This is a genomic window from Sphingobacterium micropteri (genome assembly GCF_014692515.1).
In the GTDB taxonomy this organism is placed as follows: domain Bacteria; phylum Bacteroidota; class Bacteroidia; order Sphingobacteriales; family Sphingobacteriaceae; genus Sphingobacterium; species Sphingobacterium micropteri.
Genome location: NZ_JACOIK010000003.1, coordinates 20,045 through 43,019, shown reverse-complemented (window position 1 = coordinate 43,019; position 22,975 = coordinate 20,045). Strand labels below are relative to the sequence as shown.

Annotated in this window: 13 protein-coding genes; 10 read left to right on the top strand and 3 right to left on the bottom strand. The window is 44.7% G+C overall.

Going from position 1 to position 22,975, the window contains the following annotated elements:
• Positions 1-7 precede the first annotated feature (7 nt).
• The 3 genes from H8B06_RS04425 to H8B06_RS04415 form a co-directional block, all read right to left on the bottom strand.
• Complete coding sequence (locus tag H8B06_RS04425) at positions 8-3,325, bottom strand: TonB-dependent receptor (protein WP_190993104.1); 3,318 nt, start codon at positions 3,323-3,325, stop codon at positions 8-10.
• Between the two features lie 262 nt (positions 3,326-3,587).
• Positions 3,588-4,769 carry a FecR family protein gene (locus H8B06_RS20890; protein ID WP_190993103.1) on the bottom strand — a complete coding sequence of 394 codons (1,182 nt, stop codon included), beginning with the start codon at positions 4,767-4,769 and terminating at the stop codon, positions 3,588-3,590.
• Positions 4,770-4,834: 65 nt separating this feature from the next.
• On the bottom strand, positions 4,835-5,434 hold the full coding sequence (locus H8B06_RS04415; RefSeq protein WP_190993102.1) for an RNA polymerase sigma factor: 600 nt from the start codon (positions 5,432-5,434) through the stop codon (positions 4,835-4,837).
• Positions 5,435-5,870: 436 nt separating this feature from the next.
• On the opposite strand from H8B06_RS04415, the gene H8B06_RS04410 reads away from it, so the two are divergent.
• The 10 genes from H8B06_RS04410 to H8B06_RS04365 all read left to right on the top strand — a co-directional run bounded on the left by H8B06_RS04410 (position 5,871) and on the right by H8B06_RS04365 (position 22,972).
• Positions 5,871-6,464 carry an RNA polymerase sigma-70 factor gene (locus H8B06_RS04410; RefSeq protein WP_190993101.1) on the top strand — a complete coding sequence of 198 codons (594 nt, stop codon included), beginning with the start codon at positions 5,871-5,873 and terminating at the stop codon, positions 6,462-6,464.
• Positions 6,465-6,554: 90 nt separating this feature from the next.
• Entirely contained in the window at positions 6,555-7,562 is a 1,008-nt protein-coding gene (locus tag H8B06_RS04405; protein ID WP_190993100.1) for a FecR family protein, read from the top strand.
• An 81-nt stretch (positions 7,563-7,643) separates the two neighbouring features.
• Positions 7,644-10,865: a SusC/RagA family TonB-linked outer membrane protein gene (locus H8B06_RS04400; RefSeq protein ID WP_223857474.1), complete on the top strand. Its 3,222-nt coding sequence runs from the start codon at positions 7,644-7,646 to the stop codon at positions 10,863-10,865.
• Between the two features lie 11 nt (positions 10,866-10,876).
• A complete protein-coding gene (locus tag H8B06_RS04395) occupies positions 10,877-12,370 on the top strand; it encodes a SusD/RagB family nutrient-binding outer membrane lipoprotein (protein WP_223857473.1) in 1,494 nt (497 codons plus the stop codon).
• 36 nt (positions 12,371-12,406) lie between these two features.
• Positions 12,407-14,887: a phosphocholine-specific phospholipase C gene (locus H8B06_RS04390; RefSeq protein ID WP_190993099.1), complete on the top strand. Its 2,481-nt coding sequence runs from the start codon at positions 12,407-12,409 to the stop codon at positions 14,885-14,887.
• A gap of 90 nt (positions 14,888-14,977) precedes the next feature.
• Complete coding sequence (locus H8B06_RS04385; protein WP_190993098.1) at positions 14,978-15,592, top strand: RNA polymerase sigma factor; 615 nt, start codon at positions 14,978-14,980, stop codon at positions 15,590-15,592.
• A 112-nt stretch (positions 15,593-15,704) separates the two neighbouring features.
• Positions 15,705-16,640 carry a FecR family protein gene (locus H8B06_RS04380; RefSeq protein WP_190993097.1) on the top strand — a complete coding sequence of 312 codons (936 nt, stop codon included), beginning with the start codon at positions 15,705-15,707 and terminating at the stop codon, positions 16,638-16,640.
• Positions 16,641-16,730: 90 nt separating this feature from the next.
• Positions 16,731-19,898 carry a TonB-dependent receptor domain-containing protein gene (locus H8B06_RS04375; RefSeq protein WP_190993096.1) on the top strand — a complete coding sequence of 1,056 codons (3,168 nt, stop codon included), beginning with the start codon at positions 16,731-16,733 and terminating at the stop codon, positions 19,896-19,898.
• Between the two features lie 12 nt (positions 19,899-19,910).
• The gene (locus H8B06_RS04370; RefSeq protein ID WP_190993095.1) at positions 19,911-21,347 is read left to right on the top strand and encodes a RagB/SusD family nutrient uptake outer membrane protein; all 1,437 of its coding nucleotides are present in this window, start codon (positions 19,911-19,913) and stop codon (positions 21,345-21,347) included.
• An 11-nt stretch (positions 21,348-21,358) separates the two neighbouring features.
• Positions 21,359-22,972: a calcineurin-like phosphoesterase C-terminal domain-containing protein gene (locus H8B06_RS04365; RefSeq protein ID WP_190993094.1), complete on the top strand. Its 1,614-nt coding sequence runs from the start codon at positions 21,359-21,361 to the stop codon at positions 22,970-22,972.
• Positions 22,973-22,975 lie beyond the last annotated feature (3 nt).

Sequence of the window (22,975 nt, the reverse complement as noted above, 5' to 3'; positions counted from 1 at the left end):
TTCTCTTTTAAAAAGTTAAACCAATCCCCATATTAATGATCCGCTGCGCAGGATATGACCGACTGGTTTTAATCGCCTCTGGATCAAAATGTTTTAGTTTATCCACCGTAAATAAGTTGAATGCGTTCGCATAAATACGCAGCCTTTCCACACCGATTCTTTCGGTCAAATTCCGCGAAAAACTATACCCCAATTCGATATTTTTCAGACGGATATAGTCGGTCGGTTTTAACCAAAATGTATTCGCAGAGTTAGTCCAATAAGGTTCTGATCGGTTGTACGCCCTAGGGTATGCAGCCCCAGTGTTGTCTGGTGTCCAATGGTTTTCCGCAAAAAACTGATAGTAGTTTCCCCAGTCGCCAGATTCCACCATGTCAATATACTGCACAGCACCGGTAGCTCCTTGGAAGAAAATACTCATATCAATTGCTTTTTTATAGCTAAAATTCAACGTCAACCCACCGAGTAACCTTGGCATACTTGACTTCGTATTCATCACCCTATCCAATCCGTTTATTTCCTGATCGCCGTTCACATCTTTAAATATGATATCGCCAGGAGCAGCACCAGGGAGGTGAGGATGCGCATCAATTTCAGCTTGGTCTTTGAATATCCCAATGGCTTCGTAATATAATGAGGAACCCATCGGGCGTCCAGTAGACTGTTGATAATCCGGTATACCGGGGGTTTCATCCCAAAACACAATTTTATTCTTGGAATAACTTGCGTTAAAAGCTATCGAATAATCGAAATCACTTTTACTGTCCTGGTAGCCAATATGAAATTCGAATCCGTTGTTCCTTACTTTTCCGATGTTTTCCGGTGGCAAAACCAACCCTGTACTCCCCGGTACAGAGGCGTTACGCGTCACCAGTATCTGCGATCGCAGATTATTGAAATAATCAAATTCCAAAAAGAATTTATTTCCAAACATATAAGTATCAAATCCAACATTAAATTGGTTCGCCACCTCCCAGGTTACATTAGGATTAGGAATTTTCATTTCTTCCAGCAGTTTGTTATCGATTGTCGGAACGCCGAACCCGTAATTTCGATCAGAGAATCCGTATGTAGCGAGGTACTGGTATTCGGCGATACGGTCGTTACCGGTTTGTCCCCAAGATGTCCTTAACTTTAGGTCGTTGATGAAGGACAAGTTGTCTCCCCAGAAATCTTCGTCGGAGATCCGCCAGCCCAAAGACACACCAGGAAAGAAACCGAACCGTCTATCTTTAGGAAACATATACGAACCATCATACCGCCATAAAAATTCGAGCAGATATTTATTTTTGAAGTCGTAATTTGCACGACCAAAATAACTCATGTATTTATTATGGGAGGCCGATCCCCAATTGGACATAAATTGATCCTCTGCCCCCGCAAAGAGTTCCTCAATAGCATCCGAAATAAAGTTTCGTCTAAATGCGCCAAAGTTGTTCCCTCTTCCTCCACGAGTTTCCATCCCGGCCATCAATTTTATATGATGTTCCGTATCAAATGATTTCGTGTACGTAGCAAACGTATTCAACAAGTAATTATCTCCCCCCGAATAGTTTTCTGTCAATTGTGCAGAATCGAAGCCGCGTTTTCCTCTCGTCGTTACGTGATCCGGATTTCCATCCCATGTATATAAATACCAAGGTTTATTAAATACCTTTTGCAAACGAAAAGAACGGTCATAAGCGGCATTCCCCGTCAGCGTGAGTCCTTCTACCCAAGGTATACGGATATTAGCCCGAAAATTACCTTCGAAGACGTAGTTATCCACTCTGTCATAACCTGGCGCATCGGAAACAATTACAACCGGGTTATCGCCGCGCTCGATGTCCGGTCCAGGATCCCCGTTCGGCCAGTATGCCGGCATGTTTGGTTTTCCCCGGGTAATCATCGACCAGATAATATCTTCGGTAGGTCGTGTCGGCAAATTGTAATCTTCCAAACGGCCAGCGACGTCAAATGCTACATCGATATACTTATTCACTTTGGCGTCAACATTTGATCTAAAATTATATTGGCGATAATCTGATGAGCTTTTTCTATAATAGGCATCCTGGTACTTTTCGCCTGCCGAAATAAAATATTGCACATTGTCTGATCCACCGGATAATGTGATACTTGTTTGATGCTGTGCCGACCAAGGTTTAAGCGTTTCCGAAAACCAATCGGTGTCGGGATGTCCCCAGAGGTCAGATCCATCACCGAATAGTTTGATATCTTCTTCCGTAAATCGTTGATACCATCCTCCATCGGGGTTTTTATAATATTCCAGTTCATTCAACAAAGTCGTGTATTGTACGGCATCTGCCATTTTCGGTATACGAGTGGGTTGATTCATTCCCATTCCGAGATCAAGATTTATCCTAGGTTTACCCGAATTCCCTCTTTTCGTCGTGACGATGATAGCACCGTTGGCAGCCTGTGCACCATAAATGGCAGCCGCAGCATCCTTTAACACGGTAATACTCTCTATATCATTTGGGTTTATGCGTTCGAAGCTACGGTTAGGAACACCATTTACGACAATTAGTGGACTGTTATTACCGAGTGTATTTAACCCTCGGATTAGCAAATTTGCTCCATCCCGACCAGGTTCACCACTCGGTGAAATTGCGCTCAAACCAGGTACCCTGCCTAGCAAGTTGTTGGTCACATTAGTTGCCGGCGAAGAAGCAATTGTCGATCCTTTAATAGAAGCAATCGCACCCGTGGCGGTTTCTTTTTTCTGCACACCATAACCAACCACCATGACCTCCTCCAGATCACTAACGGCTTCCTTCAAAACTATATGGATAATAGATTCTTCGCCGACTAACTTTTCCGAAGGCGTAAATCCGACGCTGGAGAAGACTAGAACGGACTTGGTATGGGGTACTTCTATTTGATAAGCCCCCTCTCTATCCGAGTTCGTGGTAATTGCTTCGCCTTTAACAGTGATTGTTGCACCGATAAGCGGCGTCCCCTGTCCGTCCGTTATCCGTCCTGTTACACGCCGTTGCAAAGGAACAGATGTGGATCGTTCGTTGCTCGCTTTTGGATAACGACGCTTTACTACTATTGTTTCATCTTTGATGACCCACTCGAGGTTTAAAGGTGCCAGTAGTTTGCTCATGGCTACATCAAGCGTTTCATTTTTAATTTCGGCACTTACACGTGCAGTTGCTATTGCCTTTCCGTTCAGGAAAAAAGCATATCCGCTTTGTTTCTGAATACTTCGCATGGCATCGGTAAGCGTTAAATTATTTACTTTTAGGTTTATCGTCTGCGCAGTTCCCTCGGCATGTACCTGCAACATGGCAATGAATAGAAATACGATCACCAGCTTCATAATAACGAATATTCGGTAAGTTAAAGTCCAATAATAGACTTTAACACATGGACAAAAAATCATATGTTTGTAATGTTTTGTGTTGTTTTTATAATGGTTAACTACAAGCCGTCATTTTGGCGGCGTATAAAAGCATTCAAAATTTTAGGTAGTGCCCCCCAGCACTGCCTTTTTTGCTTTTTCGATCTTACTATATTAAGTTGGTTTTCTTTTCATTCCAGTCATTTATTAAGTTTACAATCAAAAATTAACTCACCTACATTTATTGTGTGGATAGTACCGTCAATACATTTTTCGTTTTCTCTTTTGTTAACCGGAAGCGTACGTTACCCTCTTCCAGTATATTCAATACATTTTTAAGTGACTTACTTCTCGGTATTTCTCCATAAAAATAGGTTTGAGAAACATCCCCGTCATACCTAATTTCTATATCGTACCAACGACTAATCTGGAGCATCGCATCCGTCAACGCCGTCTCATCAAAGTAAAACAGACCTTCCCGCCATCCAACTTGCTCCATCAGATTAACCTGTTTCACCTTTATTTCGCTGCCCTTTTTAAGAATGGACTGTTGTCCCGGATATAGGTATACGGAAGATGATAAAGCACCGTTCTGACCGACCTTTACCTTTCCCTCCACCAAAGTTGTACGCACGGCACGTTCGTCGGGATAAGCACTAATATTGAACGTTGTGCCGAGTACTTCCACCGTTTGATCCCCACTGGTAACCTTAAATGGCCGCGTAGGGTCTTTTTGAATTTCAAAATATGCCTCTCCTTCAATTACCACTTTCCGTTCGTGGCGACTAAACTTAGATGGATAGATTAATTTCGACGCGGCATTCAGCCAAACAGTACTTCCGTCATCCAAGGTAACCCGATACGTACCACTATTCGGGGTAGAAAGCTCATAGAGGACTTCCAACGCATTGGTACTTTCCGTTACTTGCGTCACCTCCGATCCGTTCGTGTAGATAATTTCATCCCCCATAATAATGCCATCCTGTGCCTCGTTCAGGACGATGACGCTTCCATCGGCCGTTTTAAGCACGGCCTTATTGGAGCCGGGCGCTACATCAACAAGTTTTGTATACTGCCGGGTTTCGCGCGTGGTTTTCTGAAAGGTATCGTTATATAGATAAAGTCCGAACAGGCAGATGAGAAGGACCGCAGCAGCAGCCCAAAGCGGGATTAACCGCCTTACTTTCCGCTTCTTAGACACTGCTATCGTTTCGGAAGAAATCTTTTGGTAGAGATCTTCGAATTTTTGATCACTCAGCTTAGCTGTATCAACTTCTTGGAGAAGACTTTCCCATAATACTTTATCGACATCGTCGTTATTGGTAGACAATTCGTCGTAAAGATATTCTAATTCTTCCCGCGAACATTTGCCATCCTTATATCGCTGTAACAGCGCTAGTATATTAGATTTATATTGATCCACTTTCAGTCTATTTTTAATAAATACACCTATAAGTGAGAAAAGGTCTGCTCTATCTATTATTTTTTTTAAGAAATACCCAGATAGAAGAAAATAAGGAGTAAGGAAGAAAGGCTTCCTTCGTACATTAATACATCTTTAATGAATTTGTTAGCCTTTACGATGTGGTCACGTACGGTAGAAACTGAAATCTGAAGTTCCTCAGCTACCTCCTGATAACTTTTTCCATCTAATTTACACATCCTAAAAATTCTTTGTCTTTGCAGTGGAAGTTGACTGATTACATTTTCTATCAGCTTCTGTACCTCTTTTTTATGGAGTATGCTGTCTACGGACTCTACAAATCCAGTGCTATCATAGGCTAGGTGTATGGCAGATTCGATCTCTAATTTCAATCTTCTTTTGAAATTGAAGACCGCGTTTCTTGAACAGGTAAATAAATAAGCGGAAAATGACAGATCAGGATCGATTGAGGAACGGTGTTCCCATATCTTTACGAAGACATCCTGCAATAAATCGTCTGCAACAGATTCATCGCTGATGAACCGCATGATGTTGCCATATATTAGTCGACTATAACGTTCGTAGAGCATACGAAAAGCATCTTCATCTCCCGATTGCAGCCGAAGAAGAATGTCATGTTCGGATAGGTTTTGATCGTCTATCATTGTCGATTAGCTTTGTTGGCTTATTTAATCAGCCAAACACCAGCCAAATATAGCATATAATTTTGGTACTTCTGAATTGAAAACTTTAACAAAAATGAAATATCAATTATATAGGGGAGTTATGTATGTACAGCGATATGCGCTTTACCATGATAAAACCCCTAATTTTCGGGATAGTTTCCAACCTAACACTTTCGTTTATCTTTGGTTTATCTAAACTGTTATACAGGTTCAGATGAAACAATAGCGCTACGACTTCGCGAACTATCTTGAAAATCAAGGAATAATCTTCGCCAATTTATCTAATAGATCACCTCTCCTTAAACTCTTATTTACTTCCACAAGCAAAAATTAACGTTTATTTCACAGCTTTTTAACCGTGCTATTGCATAAAAAAAAGAAGTTTGTACACGAGTAACAAATTGTGATGAATGATATGTTAGATACAATATGTGTACAAAATATAGCTTGTTCCGACTATAAAGCGTTCAGTCACCTCTATGATAAATACTGGGATTTACTTCTTTCTATTGCGCGGAAAAAAACAGGAAACATCGATGTTTCTATGGACATCGTACAAGATCTTTTCGTTGATCTTTGGCAACGACGCAGTTCATTGCCCCAAATTGATGATGTCCGTAGATACCTTATTAGTTCGTTATACTTTAAAGTATTCATGCATTTTAGACACCAAGGCATCCAACAGCGTCATGTAAGCTCGTACATTACATTGGGCGTCGATGAACAGGAAGAAGACTTTCTACAACTATTGGAAGGTGAGATACAGCATAACCACTTAATAAACATTATAACAGAGTCTGTAGAAGATATGCCTGAGCGTATGCGGCAGGTTTTTAGTCTAAAGTATCATCGTTCATTAAGCAACCTAGAAATCGCCGAAACCATGGGTATATCTGTTCAGACGGTAAAGAATCAGCTTATGCGTTCCTTGCAGCATATACGTAACTATATTCCAGAACACCTATCCCATCCCACCGCCTTCCTTTTTTTGCTTTTTCTCCTTTCCTAACACCTGCGTTTTATTTTCATCAAAACTTTACATAACGTTAACGTGATTATCGTGGTACGTTATTAACCTTTTTGCAACTACTATGTATATATGCAAGAACAGAAAAAATATGTAGAACGGTTAATCAGCGAATATTTGCTCGGCACCATCACGCCAGAAGAAAAAAGGCATTTAGAAAAATGGATAGAACGCTTAGATATATCGGACGAACAGCCTGCGATAAACGAATTTCATAAAGTAATTATGAAAAAACAGATCGATCTTCGTACTGGAGCACTTGAAAATACAGTTCCTTTGCGTAGACGTAAACTGTGGTGGACTGGTGTCGCTGCTTCACTTCTTATCGCATTCACTATCGGCGCCTATTTCTGGCCATCCGATCAAGCGGACATAGAAAATCAGCAAGCCTTAACCGTAAATCAAACGCCCGACTTCATGGAGTTTACCAATCGCAGCGATAGGGATACACTCCTATCCCTAAAGGATGGATCCGAGGTACTCCTAAGCTCGGGAAGCACCTTGATCTGGCCGACTGATTTCACATCGGATGCTCGTCAGTTAACGTTAGACGGAAAAGCTTTCTTCCGTGTTGCAAAAGACGTCAAGCGACCTTTCTCCGTACACACCGAGGACATCATTACCACCGCATTGGGTACCTCTTTTTGGATAGAAAAAATGAAAGGTAACCGCTCACCAATGGTAAAACTAGTCACGGGTAAAGTCAGCGTCAAACGACGGATGACAGATGGCCGGGATAGCCTTTTGGCTATGTTAGCACCGGGACAGGAATGGAACGTGACGAAGCCCCAAGCACCTATTCGACGGAAAACGAACAACGAATTGAAAGAAAAGAAATCCGTCCCAGAAGTAGCAGATCTGATCTTTCATCACGCGCCGCTATACGAGGTATTTCCACGGTTAGCAGCTTATTACAACGTAACCATCAAATTCGATGTCCATGAACTGGAAGGAATGTCGTTCTACGGCACATACGACGACGAAAACCAGGTACAGGAAATCATGCAAACAATCGCTTTAGCAAATGACCTAACCGTAGAGTACAATGAAAACGAAGCAATATATACGATAAAAAAGTAAACAGATAAACAAATAGTATTCACCATAAATGAACGGCTAAAATAGCCGTAGGGAATTTTTATATCAGAATAACAAACAAATATGAACAAATCCATTATCAATCGCACACCTTTCAAAGGTTTCTTTACCTTCCTCCTGTTTATGGGAGTGAGCAGCTGGACGATGGCTCAAAAAGTAGGCGAACTCGTTGTTATCGTACAAGATGGCCAGTCACAAGCTATTCCGGCAGCCACCGTTACGGTCAGTAATGCCGCACTCGATATTACACGTACCTCTGCTTCCGACGATAAAGGCAAGTCACTGTTTAGCAATCTGCCAGCAGACAGCAATTATTGTATCTCTGTTTCTTTCACCGGCTTGCTGCCTAAGCAGGAATGCCATTATATCGTCTCTGTCGGAAAACGATCAAGCGCTGTTTTCCTATTAAATGAATTCAGTAGCACAGACATGGACGAAGTCGTGGTTACAGCGATCGGCATCAAGCAGCAAAAAAGAAAAGTAGGATATGCCACACAGGAAGTACCGACAGAAGTATTGGAGGAATCGAAGACGATGAATATCGGTAACGCTCTTTCCGGTCAAGTAGCCGGGTTAATCGTCAACAATCCCACAGGTGTCTTTCAAGCACCTTCTTTCAATCTCCGCGGGAAAAAACCCTTGATCGTCATTGACGGTATTCCGGTAGAAACTGATTTGTTTGACATTCCGAGCCAACATATCGAGAACATTAACGTTTTAAAAGGAACTGCCGCTTCTGCCCTGTATGGTTCCAGAGGTAAAGACGGTGCTATCTTGATTACGACCAAGAATGCCAAAAACGAAACATTGGAGTTTACGGTAGGTTCTACCAACATGGTTTCGGCAGGCTTCACGGTATTTCCGGAGTCCCAAACAGAATTCGGCAGTGGTTCCAACGGCAAATACGAGTTTTGGGATGGTGCTGACGGCGGTATATCCGACGGCGATATGACCTGGGGACCCAAACTTAATACCGGGGAAAAATACGCGCAATGGAACAGTCCTATCCGCGACAAGCAAACCGGCGAAGTTATCCCTTGGTGGGGCGATGTCAGCGGTACTATTTACAACGATAAGTCGCGGTATGAACGCGTACCTATCGACTGGGTAAGCCACGACAACTTACGTGATTTTTTACGCCCCGGCTTCGTCACTGAAAACAATTTCACCCTTTCATTCAAAAATGATAAGCTCAGTTTATTTACCTCCGGAAAATACGCCCTGCAACAAGGGCAGGTTCCGAATACCAAACTTAGCTCAGGCGGTCTGAATATGAATTCTTCTTACATGTTCCTTCCGACATTAAATCTGGACCTAAACGTCTCGTACAACAAGGTACACTCTCCCAACTATCCCCGCTATGGCTATGGACCCAAAAACCACATGTACACTATTCTGCTATGGATGGGAAACGACGTCAATGGCCATGATCTCGCAGATCACTTCTATGTGCCGGGACAAGAAGGATACCGCCAGGCCAACTACAATTATGCTTGGTATAACAATCCCTACTTTGCCGCCTATGAGCTGAATCAAGTCTATGACATGGGGGTACTTCACGGGCAAACACGTCTAAACTGGCAGGCCACATCCAAACTCAACCTACAAGGACGTATGGCACTACGCCAACGCACCACATTCGAAGACATGCAAAGCCCCAAATCGTACATGAATTATGGCGATTCGCGCAACGGAGATTATAAGATGTGGGATAAAGATCAACTCAATTTCGATGCTGATGTACTGGCAACCTACGAAGATTCCTTTGGAGAAAATCTGGGATTAACCATCAATGCCGGCGCTTCGACGTTTAAACGAACCTATAATGAAGGGTTTCAATCAACTGACGGGCTTGTTGTACCCGGCATCTATAACCTCGGGAATACGCAAGGCCCCGTAAAGGCCGAGAATCTGCATCAAGAGAAAGTCATCCGAAGTGTATACGCTTCGGTTAATATCGATCTCTTCAAATCTACCTACCTAAACGTATCCGGTCGTAACGATTGGTCGTCTACCCTATCCAGCTCCAACAATTCCTATTTTTATCCAGCCGTGTCACTCAGCACGATGCTATCCGATTATATCACCTTGCCCAATCAAATAGATTTCCTAAAACTATACAGCTCATGGGCGTCCGTATCCGATGACCTAGATCCCTATAGCTTGCGGTCCTATTATAAAAAGAATATCACACACGGTTCCATTCCCTCCGTCACATACCCCGAAGGAATCGCCAACCCTTATATCCTTCCGGAGCAGTCCATTTCCTGGGAATTGGGCACATCGATGGCCTTCTTCAAGAACAGATTTTCACTCGACGTAGCCTATTATAACGTACTGGACAAAAATCAAATCATCGACCTCATCGTTTCAGAAGCTTCCGGTTTCAAGTCACATAAAGTCAACGGCAATTACTACCGTACGCAAGGCTTAGAGGTCATGCTGAATACCGCATTGATCCGAAATACGGATTTTTCATGGAATACAACCATCAACTGGATGCGCTCCGTGCAACGACTGGAATCTATTTACGATGATCAAGCCAAGTTTGGTAATCTCCAAAAAGGCGATCGTGCCGATGCGTATTATGATAACGTATGGCAAAAAAACAATGCCGGTGAACTTATCCTCAACGCGAACACGGGGATGCCGATACGTGATCCATTCCCACGTTATTTAGGCTATTTCAATCCCGACTGGCAATTCGGTTTCCTCAATACATTCAAATGGAAAGATTTTACCTTAAATGTCGACATTGACGGATCGGTCGGCGGCGTGATGCGCTCCCAGACTATAGAAAAAATGTGGTGGGGCGGTAAACACCCCTCTTCCACCCAGTACAGACAAGAAGAGTACGATGCCGGGGAATACATCTACGTTCCCCAAGGTGTCGTGGTAACGGGTGACGATGTGCAGTATGACGTAAACGGCAACATTACATCCGACACTCGCACCTACCAGCCCTTTGAGAAAGCCATTAGCTGGCAAACATGGAGTCAAAACTATCCCTACCAAGCACGGGTAACCGAGTCAGAAAGCAGCACATTTGCCAACGTATACGACCGTACCTTTGTCAAACTCAGAAGGCTCTCTATCGGTTATGATCTGAACAAGATTATCCGCAGCAAAAAAATGAAGAGCCTCGATGCATCCCTATTCGGCTATAATCTACTTGTCTGGAAGAACATTCCATACATCGACCCTGATTTTGGTATTGGTAATGACGACAACCTGCAGGATCCCTCTACAAGATATATTGGCGCATCGTTAAACTTTAAATTTTAATCCCTATAGCAATGAAAATCATCCGACATATCCTATCGACAGGTCTTGTGATCCTGTGCGTCTTATTGGTTAGTTCTTGTCAAAAACTGACCGAAATAAACGAAAATCCAAACGAAGCCTCAACCACCCATCCCCAGGCGTTGCTCACCAAAGTGGAATGGGAAACCTTTCGTACCTGGCACGGTACCACACCACTTTACATCCTAAAAATGATCGTACAGACCGATGGTGAAAATGCCAATCAACTCTACAACTGGCAGCGCGGAAGTTTTGAACAGTACCAGCAACTGCGCAATGTGACCAAGATGATGGAAGAAGCCGAGAAAATCAATGAAAGCAGTTACCTCGCGCTCGGTAAATTTTTCAGGGCCTACTATTTCTACAACCTGACGCTCTTTTTCGGAGATATCCCCTATTCGGAATCCTTACAAGGTGAATTATCAGGCATATACCAACCACAATACGACAGCCAGGAAGATGTTTTTAGAGGTATCTTAAGCGAATTGGAAGACGCAGCTTCTATCTTGCATGACAATCCAAATCTCTTTCAAGGAGATATCATCTATGGTGGCAACCCCGAGAAATGGATCCGTCTAATCAATTCTTTCCGTTTAAAAGTACTGATGACCTTATCCAATAAGGAACAACATCCCGCCCTTAATATCGCTGAGCAATTTGCACAAATATATACGAATGAGCCATTGATGGGAAGCCCTGAGGACGATGGGCAGCTCCATTTTGTAGACCAACAGGATGTGCGCTATCCCGAATTCAACTCCAGCGGTTACGGATCAGGGATGTATATGGATTCCACCTTTATCAAGCGTCTGCAAGATCACCAAGATCCCCGCCTTTTTGTCATTGCCACCCAGACCCGTTTGGGCAAGGAAGCCGGCGCGGCATTGGGCGACTTTAGTGCTTACGAGGGTGGCGATCCCATTGCCCCCTACGCGCAGGTAAATGACAAAGCCATTGCCGGCCGGCTCTCCAAAGTACACGATCGTTATACGGACGATCCAACCTGCGAACCCCTCGTATTAATGGGATATGCGGAGCAACAATTTCTTTTGGCAGAAGCCGCCGTTCGCGGCTGGATAGATGGCGATGCAAAAGAATGGTATACCGAGGGTGTTAAAGCATCGTTCGCTTTCTATTCCACATACGCAAAGAACCTGAGTTCATTTGTTTCCGAAGATAAAGTTGCTGCTTATCTTGCACAGACAAATGTCGATTTAGACGCTGCCGTTTCTAAAGAAGCCAAACTCGAACGCATCATGATGCAGAAGTACCTGCGATCTTTCCACCAAGGCGGTTACTCCAGTTATTTTGACCACCTCCGCACGGGATATCCCACACTACGCAAGGCGACTAACGTGAATGTTGCTTATCGGTGGATGTATCCCCAAGCCGAATACAACCAAAATACACAGCATGTCAGTGATGCTATCCAGCGGCAATTCAACGGCAACGACAATATACATAGCAAAACCTGGTGGTTAGATTAAACATAAAAATTGGAAAAACAATCGTAAATTGACGCTATGAAGGATAACAGAAGAACGTTCTTAAAAAAGGCAGCGTTACTGGCCGGTGCAACGGCTGCATATCAGCTTATGCCCAGTTCAATCCAACGTGCCCTCGCTATTGACGCACCACAAGGAACAACTTATCTAGATGCTGAGCACATTGTTTTCCTCATGCAGGAAAACAGATCGTTTGACCATTGCTATGGCACCTTAAAGGGAGTCCGAGGATTCAATGACCCACGTGCCCTACAGTTAGATAGCGGCTTGCCGGTATGGCTGCAGACGAACACAAAGGGAGAAACATTTCCGCCTTTCCGTCTAGACATCGAAAACACCAAGGCAACCTGGATGGGTTCACTTCCACATGGATGGAAAGATATGGTCGGCGCAAGAAATAACGGGAAAATGGATACGTGGCTAGAAGCCAAGAAAGCAGGCAATCCGGCCTACCAGCATATGCCCTTAACCATGGGTTATTATGCACGACAGGATATCCCTTTTTACTATGCCTTCGCCGATGCGTTTACCGTATGCGATCAGCATTTCTGTTCTTCCCTAACGGGCACCAGTGCCAACCGATCCTATTTCTGGGCAGGTGCTATACGCGAAGAACCCCATAATCCCGAGTCCACCGCTCACGTGGATAATGGTCAAATAAACTATAAAGACGTCCGTTGGACAACCTATCCCGAACGTCTGGAAAAGGCAGGCATTGATTGGAAAGTCTATCAGAACGAGCTAAGTCTGCCCGTTGGGCTCAACAGCGAAGAAGAAGATTGGCTCGCTAATTTTACGGACAACAATTTAGAATTCTACGCCCAGTACAACGTGCGTTTCCATCCCGCCCATCACCATTATATGGTACAGGAAGCCGAACGGCTAAGAAAAGTATTACGCGAGGAGACGACAGACATGCAGGAGCGTAACAAGATGCAGCAACGGTTATCGCAGCTCGAAAAAGACATCGTCTATTATACACCAGAAAATTTCGAAAAGCTAGATGCTACCGCCCAACATATACATCAGCGAGCATTTGTAACCAACACGGCCGATCCAGACTATCACCAACTCGAAAACATCACGTATCAAGATAGTGAAGGTGAAAAATCAGTAAACGTACCCAAGGGCGACATTTTCCACCAATTTCGACAAGATGTAAAGAGCGGAAATCTGCCCACCGTATCGTGGCTAGTGGCTCCCTGCCGCTTCTCTGACCATCCCGGATCCCCTTGGTATGGTGCCTGGTACGTATCCGAAGCGTTGGATATACTGACGGCCAACCCGGAAGTCTGGAAAAAAACCATATTCATCCTTACCTACGACGAGAACGACGGTTATTTCGATCATGTACCGCCATTTGTCCCGCCACACACTGCCCGGCCCCATAGTGGAAAAACTGCCAATGGATTAGATACCCAAGCAGAATACGTCACGGCCGAACAAGAGAAAAAACGTACCGGCAACCCAGATACGGATCTCGATAGCCCCATTGGTCTAGGCTTCCGTGTACCGCTCGTCGTTGCCTCTCCCTGGACCAAGGGCGGATGGGTCAATTCCGAAGTGTTCGACCACACCTCCACCCTGCAGTTTATGGAACATTTTCTGGAGAAAAAATTCAACAAGAAAATTACCGAAACCAATATAAGCCCCTGGAGACGCCTCATCTGCGGCGATTTAACCTCGGTTTTTCGCCCCGCCCAAAAACTAGCTGAGACAGCACTTGTACCAGTCGACCGCAATGCGTATGTGCAGCGAATTTATTCGGCCAAAGAAAAAACACTTCCGAATAACTTTAAGCCCATAGGTACGGAAGAGCTTCAGCAATGGCGTGAGGGGGATATTCGCCAATCGTTGCTTCCCGCACAGGAAGAAGGTACAAAACCGGCCTGTGCCTTGCCTTACGATATCGAAGTCAATGCGCAGGTAGATCGCGAAGATGGAGAATTGGTTATTCAATTCGCTGTGGGCGGCCAACTGTCCAAACACAAAGCTGCCGGTGTTCCCTTTATTGCCGTCACGTACGATCAATACAACGATGCATCGGGGAATCCCGGCATATGGAATTTTGCTGTTGACAGCAGCGAACCGTTATCCTATCGCTGGCAGCTTAATCGATTTCAGAAAGACATGTATCGCGTAGACATCCACGGACCGAACGGTTTCTACCGCTCTTTTCAAGGAAGCACTACATTACTAAGCGATTCCATGAGCACCCTCCAGCAACGAAATCAGGAACAGGTTTTAGAAATCGACATGCGCAACAGTAGTGGCAAATATAGCATACAAGATCTCTCTTATGGTTACGGCACCATAGCTGAAAGTTCATCCGAACGTCGCATCATCCATGTCGATCTAAGCAAAAGCCAAGGATGGTACGATCTGGAAGTACGCTCGGCAGACGATGAAACCCAAATATATCGTTATGCGGGGCACTTGGAAACAGGCAAACCCAGCATAACCGATCCGCTGATGGGTTACGGAAAAATACGTATGTAAAAATAAAACCGCTTTCAAAAATGAAAGCGGTTTTATTTTTATCACTATATTAATATTGCCTTAATCTCCATCATTTACTTTTGCAGTATCATGGAATCAATAAAGACGACAAACGGACTTCCTTCCAACCATGATCAGACTTTTGTCAATGAACTAAAAAAATCAGGTGCTGATAAAACACTGCACAAGTTATTTGATCATTATTGGAAACCATTATTTCAATTTTCCTTCAACATATTACGTGATGACGACGACGCCAAAGATGTCGTCCAGGAAGTATTCATCGCCCTGTGGGATAGAAAGCTAGATTTAGTCATCCATAGCTCTATCGAATCCTATCTATTTACCTCCGTGCGTTACAAGTCACTAACCAAACTATCGCAGCGACTATCGTCGAACGAGCGTAACTTGCCGCTTGAAAATTATATTGAACAAACCTTTTCAGATGCGGTAGATCCCTTGATTATGAAAGAACTGCAACAAGAAATCGATCTTCAGATCAACAAACTACCAGAGCGTATGCAGGAGGTCATCCGTTTAAAAACGAAAGAGAGCCTCAGCATACGGGAGATTGCCGAAAAGCTTGACATCTCCGAAGATACCGTCAAGAATCACCTAGCTTCGGCCAGAAAGCGTTTACGTATTCAACTGAGAGATGTAGCCTACACCGCATTTGTAATCAGCCTCTCCGCGCCTCTTTCATAAACGGAGCATGTCCTTGCTTCCTATTCTTTATATTTTGTTAATTATTTGATAACATCATGTACTAGCCCTTCTGGTTAAAAAAAAAGACATACAAGTGAAAGCTCATTTGTATATGGAATTTAAAAAGATTAAGGGAATCATTGAACGTTATTTAAAGGGAAACCATGCGATCGTCGAACAACAAGCCGTAGACCAATGGCTCGATAGCTTAAGAAGAAAACAGCTTCCCCACAGTTCAGAAAAACTCGAGTCCATACGTCACGATATCTGGCAACATGTCAATTACCAATACGAATACTTATCTCGTCGTCGCACCTCCCGCAAGCGGTTCCTATGGCGCAGCGTAGGTAGCGTTGCAGCAACCTTCTTAATCGGCTTTATCCTGTTTAAGTATATACGTGTCGATTACGATATACGCTATAGCACTGGTCCGGATGAAACAAGGGAAATTTCCTTATCCGACGGTTCCTCTATCATCTTGGGAGAAAACGCTGAGCTACTCGTGAGTAAACAATTTGAAACAGACTCCATCAGATTAATTGAACTGTACAAAGGAGAAGCTTTCTTTCGTGTCAAGAAAGATGCCAGCCGTCCATTTGTCGTTAAGAACGAGTTGATGAAAACGGAAGTACTGGGAACATCATTCACTATCCGAACGCACGACGTGCTGGGGACATGGAACATACATGTAAAAACAGGTCAGGTGCGTGTTTCAACAATGGAAAAAGACAGCCAGCATTATACGCTATTAGCGAATGACAGCCTTTCCTTCGACCAAAAGAAAAACAATATCCATTATATGCATTTTGCAGACTTACCACGCGGAAAACTGATTTTCGAAGAGGAGAGTTTACAAAAAGTCGTACAGAAACTGGCTAAGCAATACGACCGCAATATACAGGTCACGGAAGAAATCGGGCGAGCTCATCAGGTTTCAGGCGAATTCGATGCGGATGAACCCTTTGCCTCCGTATTGGAAATCATTTGTATCGCCACAGGTACGCAGTATCAACTTCAAGGGGACACCATCATACTATTAAAAAAATAGATCAGATCGAAACATTTGAACGGCGCGCTTGACTATTAGGTTCAACGGTATTTCGTATTTGATCGTACTTAAACATATCATAATAAAAAAATGAAAAACTATCTATTATTCATTGCCGGTGCCTGTCTTTGGAACGGGTCACTTGCAGGAAGCACGCCAGTGTCTATCCCCGTCAGCTATATCCAGCAGGGCAAGGACAATTCCCTGCTTCATGCCATACAGCAAATAGCGGAACGAAACGGAAAAAAACTGATTTACGACAAAGAGATTCTAACCGGAAAAACCGTCCATCCATATGATGACGAGTTACCCTTAGAGCAGCTTTTGCCATTGGTACTGTCAGGCTCCGGTGTCGGTTACCAATTAAAGGGCGATAAAATTATTCTCCACAAGGTGGCTACTACCGTTACACCCGTTACCCGCGCTGTTGCCCAACAGCAAGAATGGGTAAATGGCACGATCACCGACCATCGTACAGGCGCACCAATTGTGGGCGCAACGGTACAATTGGTAAGCACCAACCGGTCCATACAAACTGGCGTCCAAGGTGAATTCAAACTACCGTTAGTCGCTGCAACAGAAGTTGTTTTACTGCGCGTGCGTTATATCGGGTATAAAACAAAAGACGTCACATTAACGCCGGAACAGCTAAAACAACCGTTAACCATAACCTTAGAGGAAGATTTGTTCGGTCTCGATGAAGTTGTCGTTACGGGCCAAGGACTGGACATGAACAAACGGCGTCTTTCCACTAATATTGCCACCGTAAGCGGCAAGGAACTGGAAAAAATCCCAGCAGCTCGGTTTGATCAATTGCTACAATCGAAACTCCCCAATGCCCAGATCCGTTTAACGGGCGGACAATCGGGAGCCACCTCTATCATTCGTGCACGCGGTGTGGTATCTGCCTTCAAAAATTCTACACCTGTCATCTATGTAGACGGTGTCCGGATGGACAACCTAAATACCGCTTCGACAATTGGTGGCGGCAGTGCCCAAGGATCTGGAGTCAGTTCACTTGCAGACATCCCTATCGACAATATTGAACGCGTAGAATACGTCAATGGTGGCGCAGCCACCACATTGTACGGTTCAGATGCCGCCAATGGCGTCATACAAATTTTCACGAAGAAAGGTGGATCCGATCGCACAACGGTTACGGCAGAAGCAACCATTGGTGCAGAGCGGGCTACAACTGATTTTTTACATTTCGACAGAACAAAGGAACTGCTGTTTGAGCCAGGAATGTTTCAACGTTATAATGTTGCCGTCAACGGCAATAGCGGAAAAGTAGGCTATAGTGTGACTGGCGCCTACCTCAACAGCTCCGGTGTACAGGTCTTCAAACAAAACCAGAACAAGCGTATCGATTTGCGTTCCGGTTTCAAAGCCGAACTCCATGACAAAGTTACCTACGAAAGCAGTTTTACTTTTGTGAACAATAGCTATAAACGTAATCGTAACGGGAATCAGGGAGGCTATACAGGTCTGTGGTTTACGGAGAGTGGTGCTTCTGCAACAACGGGACCACAACCCAGATTTAATCCAAGACTCGATGAGCTCAGCGATGAAGAATTTGCCAAGATGAAGGAATATGTCCACACGGCCGAGCGTCTACAAGATAATGAGATTGTTGTGAATAGGTTTCAAACTTCACAAAGTTTCCAGTACCGCCCGATGCAAAACCTAAACATCAAAGCAGTCGGTGGAATAGACTATAGGGTTTTACGCAATCAGGCTATCCAGACGAACGAATATCTTACTCATACCACCGGCAACTTGACCACCGATCGTGGAAACATCAACAATAGTGAGCGGAAATATTGGGGGCTTACACTCGAGTTAAACGGACAACATAAAGCCGACATCGGCGACCTATCGATTATTACCACCTTGGGGGGGCAACTATTTCGGAATGAAGATCGACAAGTTGCCTACATCGGTTCCAACGTTCGCGACGGAGCCAGAAATATATCAGAAGCCACTACGACCAGCAGTAACGAATTCTATTCAGAAGTAGTAAATTACGGTGTCTATCTACAAAGCAATCTAGGCTGGAGAAACAAGCTGTTTCTAGATTTGGGATTGCGTGGCGACGGGAATAGCGCTTTTGGTAAAGATATCGGCGTACAATATTATCCGAAAATCGGTTTTTCCTATATCCCGTCTACGGAAAGCTGGTGGAGCGAAAACTTGTCATTTATTCCATCCGCAAAGCTGCGCGGAAACTACGGTCTAGCCGGTAACTTCCCTCCTCCATACCGCAACCTTCGTACCATGACCTTTCCCAGCTATCTTGGAAGCCAAGCTGCGACATTTGGTATGCCCGGTATTGATCTTCGGCCCGAAAAAACAAATACATTGGAAGCAGGTGTAGATCTCGGTTTCTGGAACGACCGCCTAACCCTTTCGGCCGGATTCTATCATGCCATCACCAACAACGCATTGTTCAGCGTACCTGCTGCACCCTCTACAGCTGAAAACGAAGCGTTACGGAATGTTGGAAAAATCATGAACCGTGGTTTAGAGTTCAGCACGCAGATTACCGCAGTACAAACAGAAAACACGGCATTACGTTTCAATCTTGCCGTGAACACCTTAGACAACAAGGTGCTATCCTCCAGTGGTGCTGCACCTTTCAACATTGCTGGGTTCAGCGAGCGCACCATACAAACGGTTGTACAAGAAGGACATCCTGTCGGTTTTATCCGTGGTAGTTACGGTGAGTTCGGTGAAGATGGCGTGATGGCAACATCTACTCCCCTCCAATATCTTGGGACAACGATTCCCGATTTATTTGGTAGTATGGGCTTCGACTTACAGTGGAAAGGATTAAACGTTTTTGCCAACGCGGATTATCAACAAGGTGCTGTTGCCAACAATTGGGACAGCCAATTCCGCTACAACTATGGCGCAGGCGATGAAGGTATACCGACAGGAGAAATTAATTCCGAATACGGCCGCACACGCTGGTTGAGCTTTACCAATATGTTTATCGAAAAAACAGATTACATCAAAATCCGCACCATCGGTGCCACATACACCCTACCCAAATCTGCAATTGGTTCCTTTGCCAACTACGTCGTTATCGGTGCCAGTGTCATGAACCCTTTCAGTTTTGCATCCTCCTCCTTTGACCCAGAGGCGACTATTAGTGGCAGCGCCGAAGGGCAGGACGGTGCTACTACCGGCGGTATTTCCTATGCCACCTATTCCGCCCCAAGACAATTTTTAATGTCCGTAAAAATCTCATTCTAACTCCTTATTATCATGAAACGATTCAAAAAACCGATATACATGCTAGCTGGCACCATGTTGCTGCTTAGCTCCTGTGAACTGACCGAAGTCACCAATCCCTATGTAACAGAAGACCGCTTTATCCCGAGCTTCCAATCTTTAGAGACCTGGTTAAATGGCGTGCGCCGGCAAGCCAGCGTCACCGTTGGGACAGTTGTCGAATTTTCCGAACTAGTGTCTGACAACTATTTTAACAACTACACCCAAAGCAGCAAGGTATTTGACAACCCTGAAATCAATTATTTTGATCAGGACGTCGCCAATATTCAAGCTGCTATCCATAAACTCATGGAAACGAGCAGATTCGGTCTGGAGGAACTTATTCCCTTGCAGGACGAAGATGTCAGCCAGCAAAAAGCCGAATTGCTCTTCTATCAGGCCTATGCCCATATACTCGGGGCTGAGCTCTATATTGGCCTACCTACCGAAGCACGGGGAGAAGTTCGATCACCTAACGAGCTTTTGGAAAGTGCCATCGTCCTCCTCACGGAAGCATCCAGCCTCTTTTCTGAAACCGAAGATCAAGCGGCATGCACGCTCTTACTGGCCAGATCTCACTACCGGTTAGGCAATCTAACGGAAGCTGTCGAATTTTCCCGTGAAGCGATTACCCATCCGTTATCTTTGCGGCAGGTACACTACGGTACAGAAAACGGCCCGTCTAACAATTTCCAAAGCTATATTTTTTCATCCGCAACCAACTCGTTTGCGCCACTCCCCCGTCTGGACTTCTTGGACCCTAAATATTTCCACCAAACGACAACGATCTTCGAGGATGAAAAACCGATCGCGATAGCCAAGGCTGAAGAGGCGTATCTGATTCTCGCGGAAGCACTCGTTGCGCAACAGAATATTGCGGCGGCGAAACAAACATTGAAAGATCTGCTCACCAACTGTGTTGGAAAAAGACCAACAACGATGCTCAACGATAGCAAAGAAAAACGAAACGGTGGTAACCGAAAAGATTATCCCCTAACGGCTGCTTCCGTGAAGTTCGACACCGAGTCGGTTACCAAAGAAGGGTTGGTATTAGATCGCTCGCTAGGAAATATTCCAGCGTATTCCGTATCAGGTACTCATATTACGTTATCCGATGTTGATGGAGCAGTAACAGCCGACGAAACCCTTTACCTCATCTATCTGCTGCGGCAGGAGATTTTCATTGCCGAAGGACGCCGCATGACCGATCTTGGTATCCGATTCCCCATATCGCAACGTGAACAGCTTTCCAATAGCCATGTAACCGATAAACATACCAAAGCCATTATTCCCGATTTCATTCCCAAGAATAGAGGTTTGGATGATTTCACCTACGACACAGCATCGGGAGTCGTTACCATCAAACACGATATGAACCGCATATTGGTTCAACATAAAAATTCACCTTACATCATGCCCTTTCATAAATAATCTGACACAAAATGAAAACAAATTTAAAATTGTTGCTCAGCACGGGTTTTCTTCTGCTATCCGCATGGAGTTATGCCCAACAACAAGCGCAAGGAACCGTCTATCTAGATGCCAATCGTAACGGCAAAAAAGACGGTATAGAAACCGGTTTACCAAATGTGCCCGTCAGTAATGGCGTTGATGTTGTTTTAACCGATGCACAAGGCCGCTATACCTTACCGGTCGGCAACGACGATATCATCTTCGTTATAAAACCAAGTGGTTATACTATACCGCTGGACAGGCATTACCTACCGAAGTCATTCTACATACACAAGCCGCAAGGATCTCCAACAGATCTCACGTATGCTGGTGTGACTCCAACAGGACCACTTCCCAAAAGTATTGACTTCGGCCTTACGAAAAGCCGGGAAAACGACCAATTCCGCGTATTGGTATTCGGTGATCCACAAGCCTATACAGCACAAGAAATGCTCTTTTTTAACCGTGCCATTGTGGACGAGGTCGTAGGCATCAAGAACGTAACTTTTGGCATCAGTTTAGGCGATCTCGTAGGTGATGATCTAAGCCTCCATCTAAGTTATAAAGAGAGCGTAGCGCGTATTGGGTTGCCATGGTATAATCTCAAAGGTAACCACGATATGAATTACGATGTGCAGGCCGACAGCTTGTCTGATGAAACCTTCGAAGCGAATTTCGGGCCGGCAAACTACTCCTTTAACTACGGTAAGGTACATTTCATTGTCTTGGACAATGTGCGCTACCCTAATCCCCGGACCGGCAAAGGTTATCTCGGCGGTTTTCGCAAAGAGCAACTCGATTTTGTAAAAAACGACCTGAAGCATGTTCCTACAGACCATCTGATTGTGTTGGCCTTCCACATCCCTTTGGATCACCGTAATGGCGACACGTTCCGGGCAGAAGACAGGCAGCGGTTGTTTGATCTACTCCGGGAATATCCGCACACACTTTCCCTTTCTGCACACATGCATACCCAGACACAGCATTTCTACGATGAAAAAGATGGTTGGCATCAAGAAAAGCCACATCACGAATACAATGCAGGCACCACTTCCGGTGATTGGTACTCTGGTCAGTTAGATAATCGAGGAGTACCGAGCGCTACCATGCGCGACGGTACACCGAATGGTTATGCATTCATCGATTTCGACAAAAACCAATACCGTATCCGCTACCAAGCGTCGGGGCGCGATTCTACCTACCAGATCAACCTCTTTCATCCCAAGGTTGTGGGACAAGGAAAAAGGAGCCGCTCCGCTATTTTTGCCAACTTCTTTATGGGGCATCATGGTAATATGGTAGAATATACGGTAGATGGAGGCGAATGGAAAAAAATGATGCCGGTTCGCACATCCGATCCTGCCTATCTGGCCGAACTATACCCTTGGGATAATCTAGACACGCTACTGCCAGGGCGGCGGCCTACCGACGCTATGCCCAGTGCACATCTTTGGCGTGTGAGCCTGCCGGTAGATCTAGCTGTCGGCGAGCATCGTATCCGTGTACGAGCCACAGATGACTACGGCAATACCTATGAAGCATCGAGCAGTTACCGGATTGCGCCAACTAAAAACTATCCCGATCCGCCATCACGCAAGCACTGATTA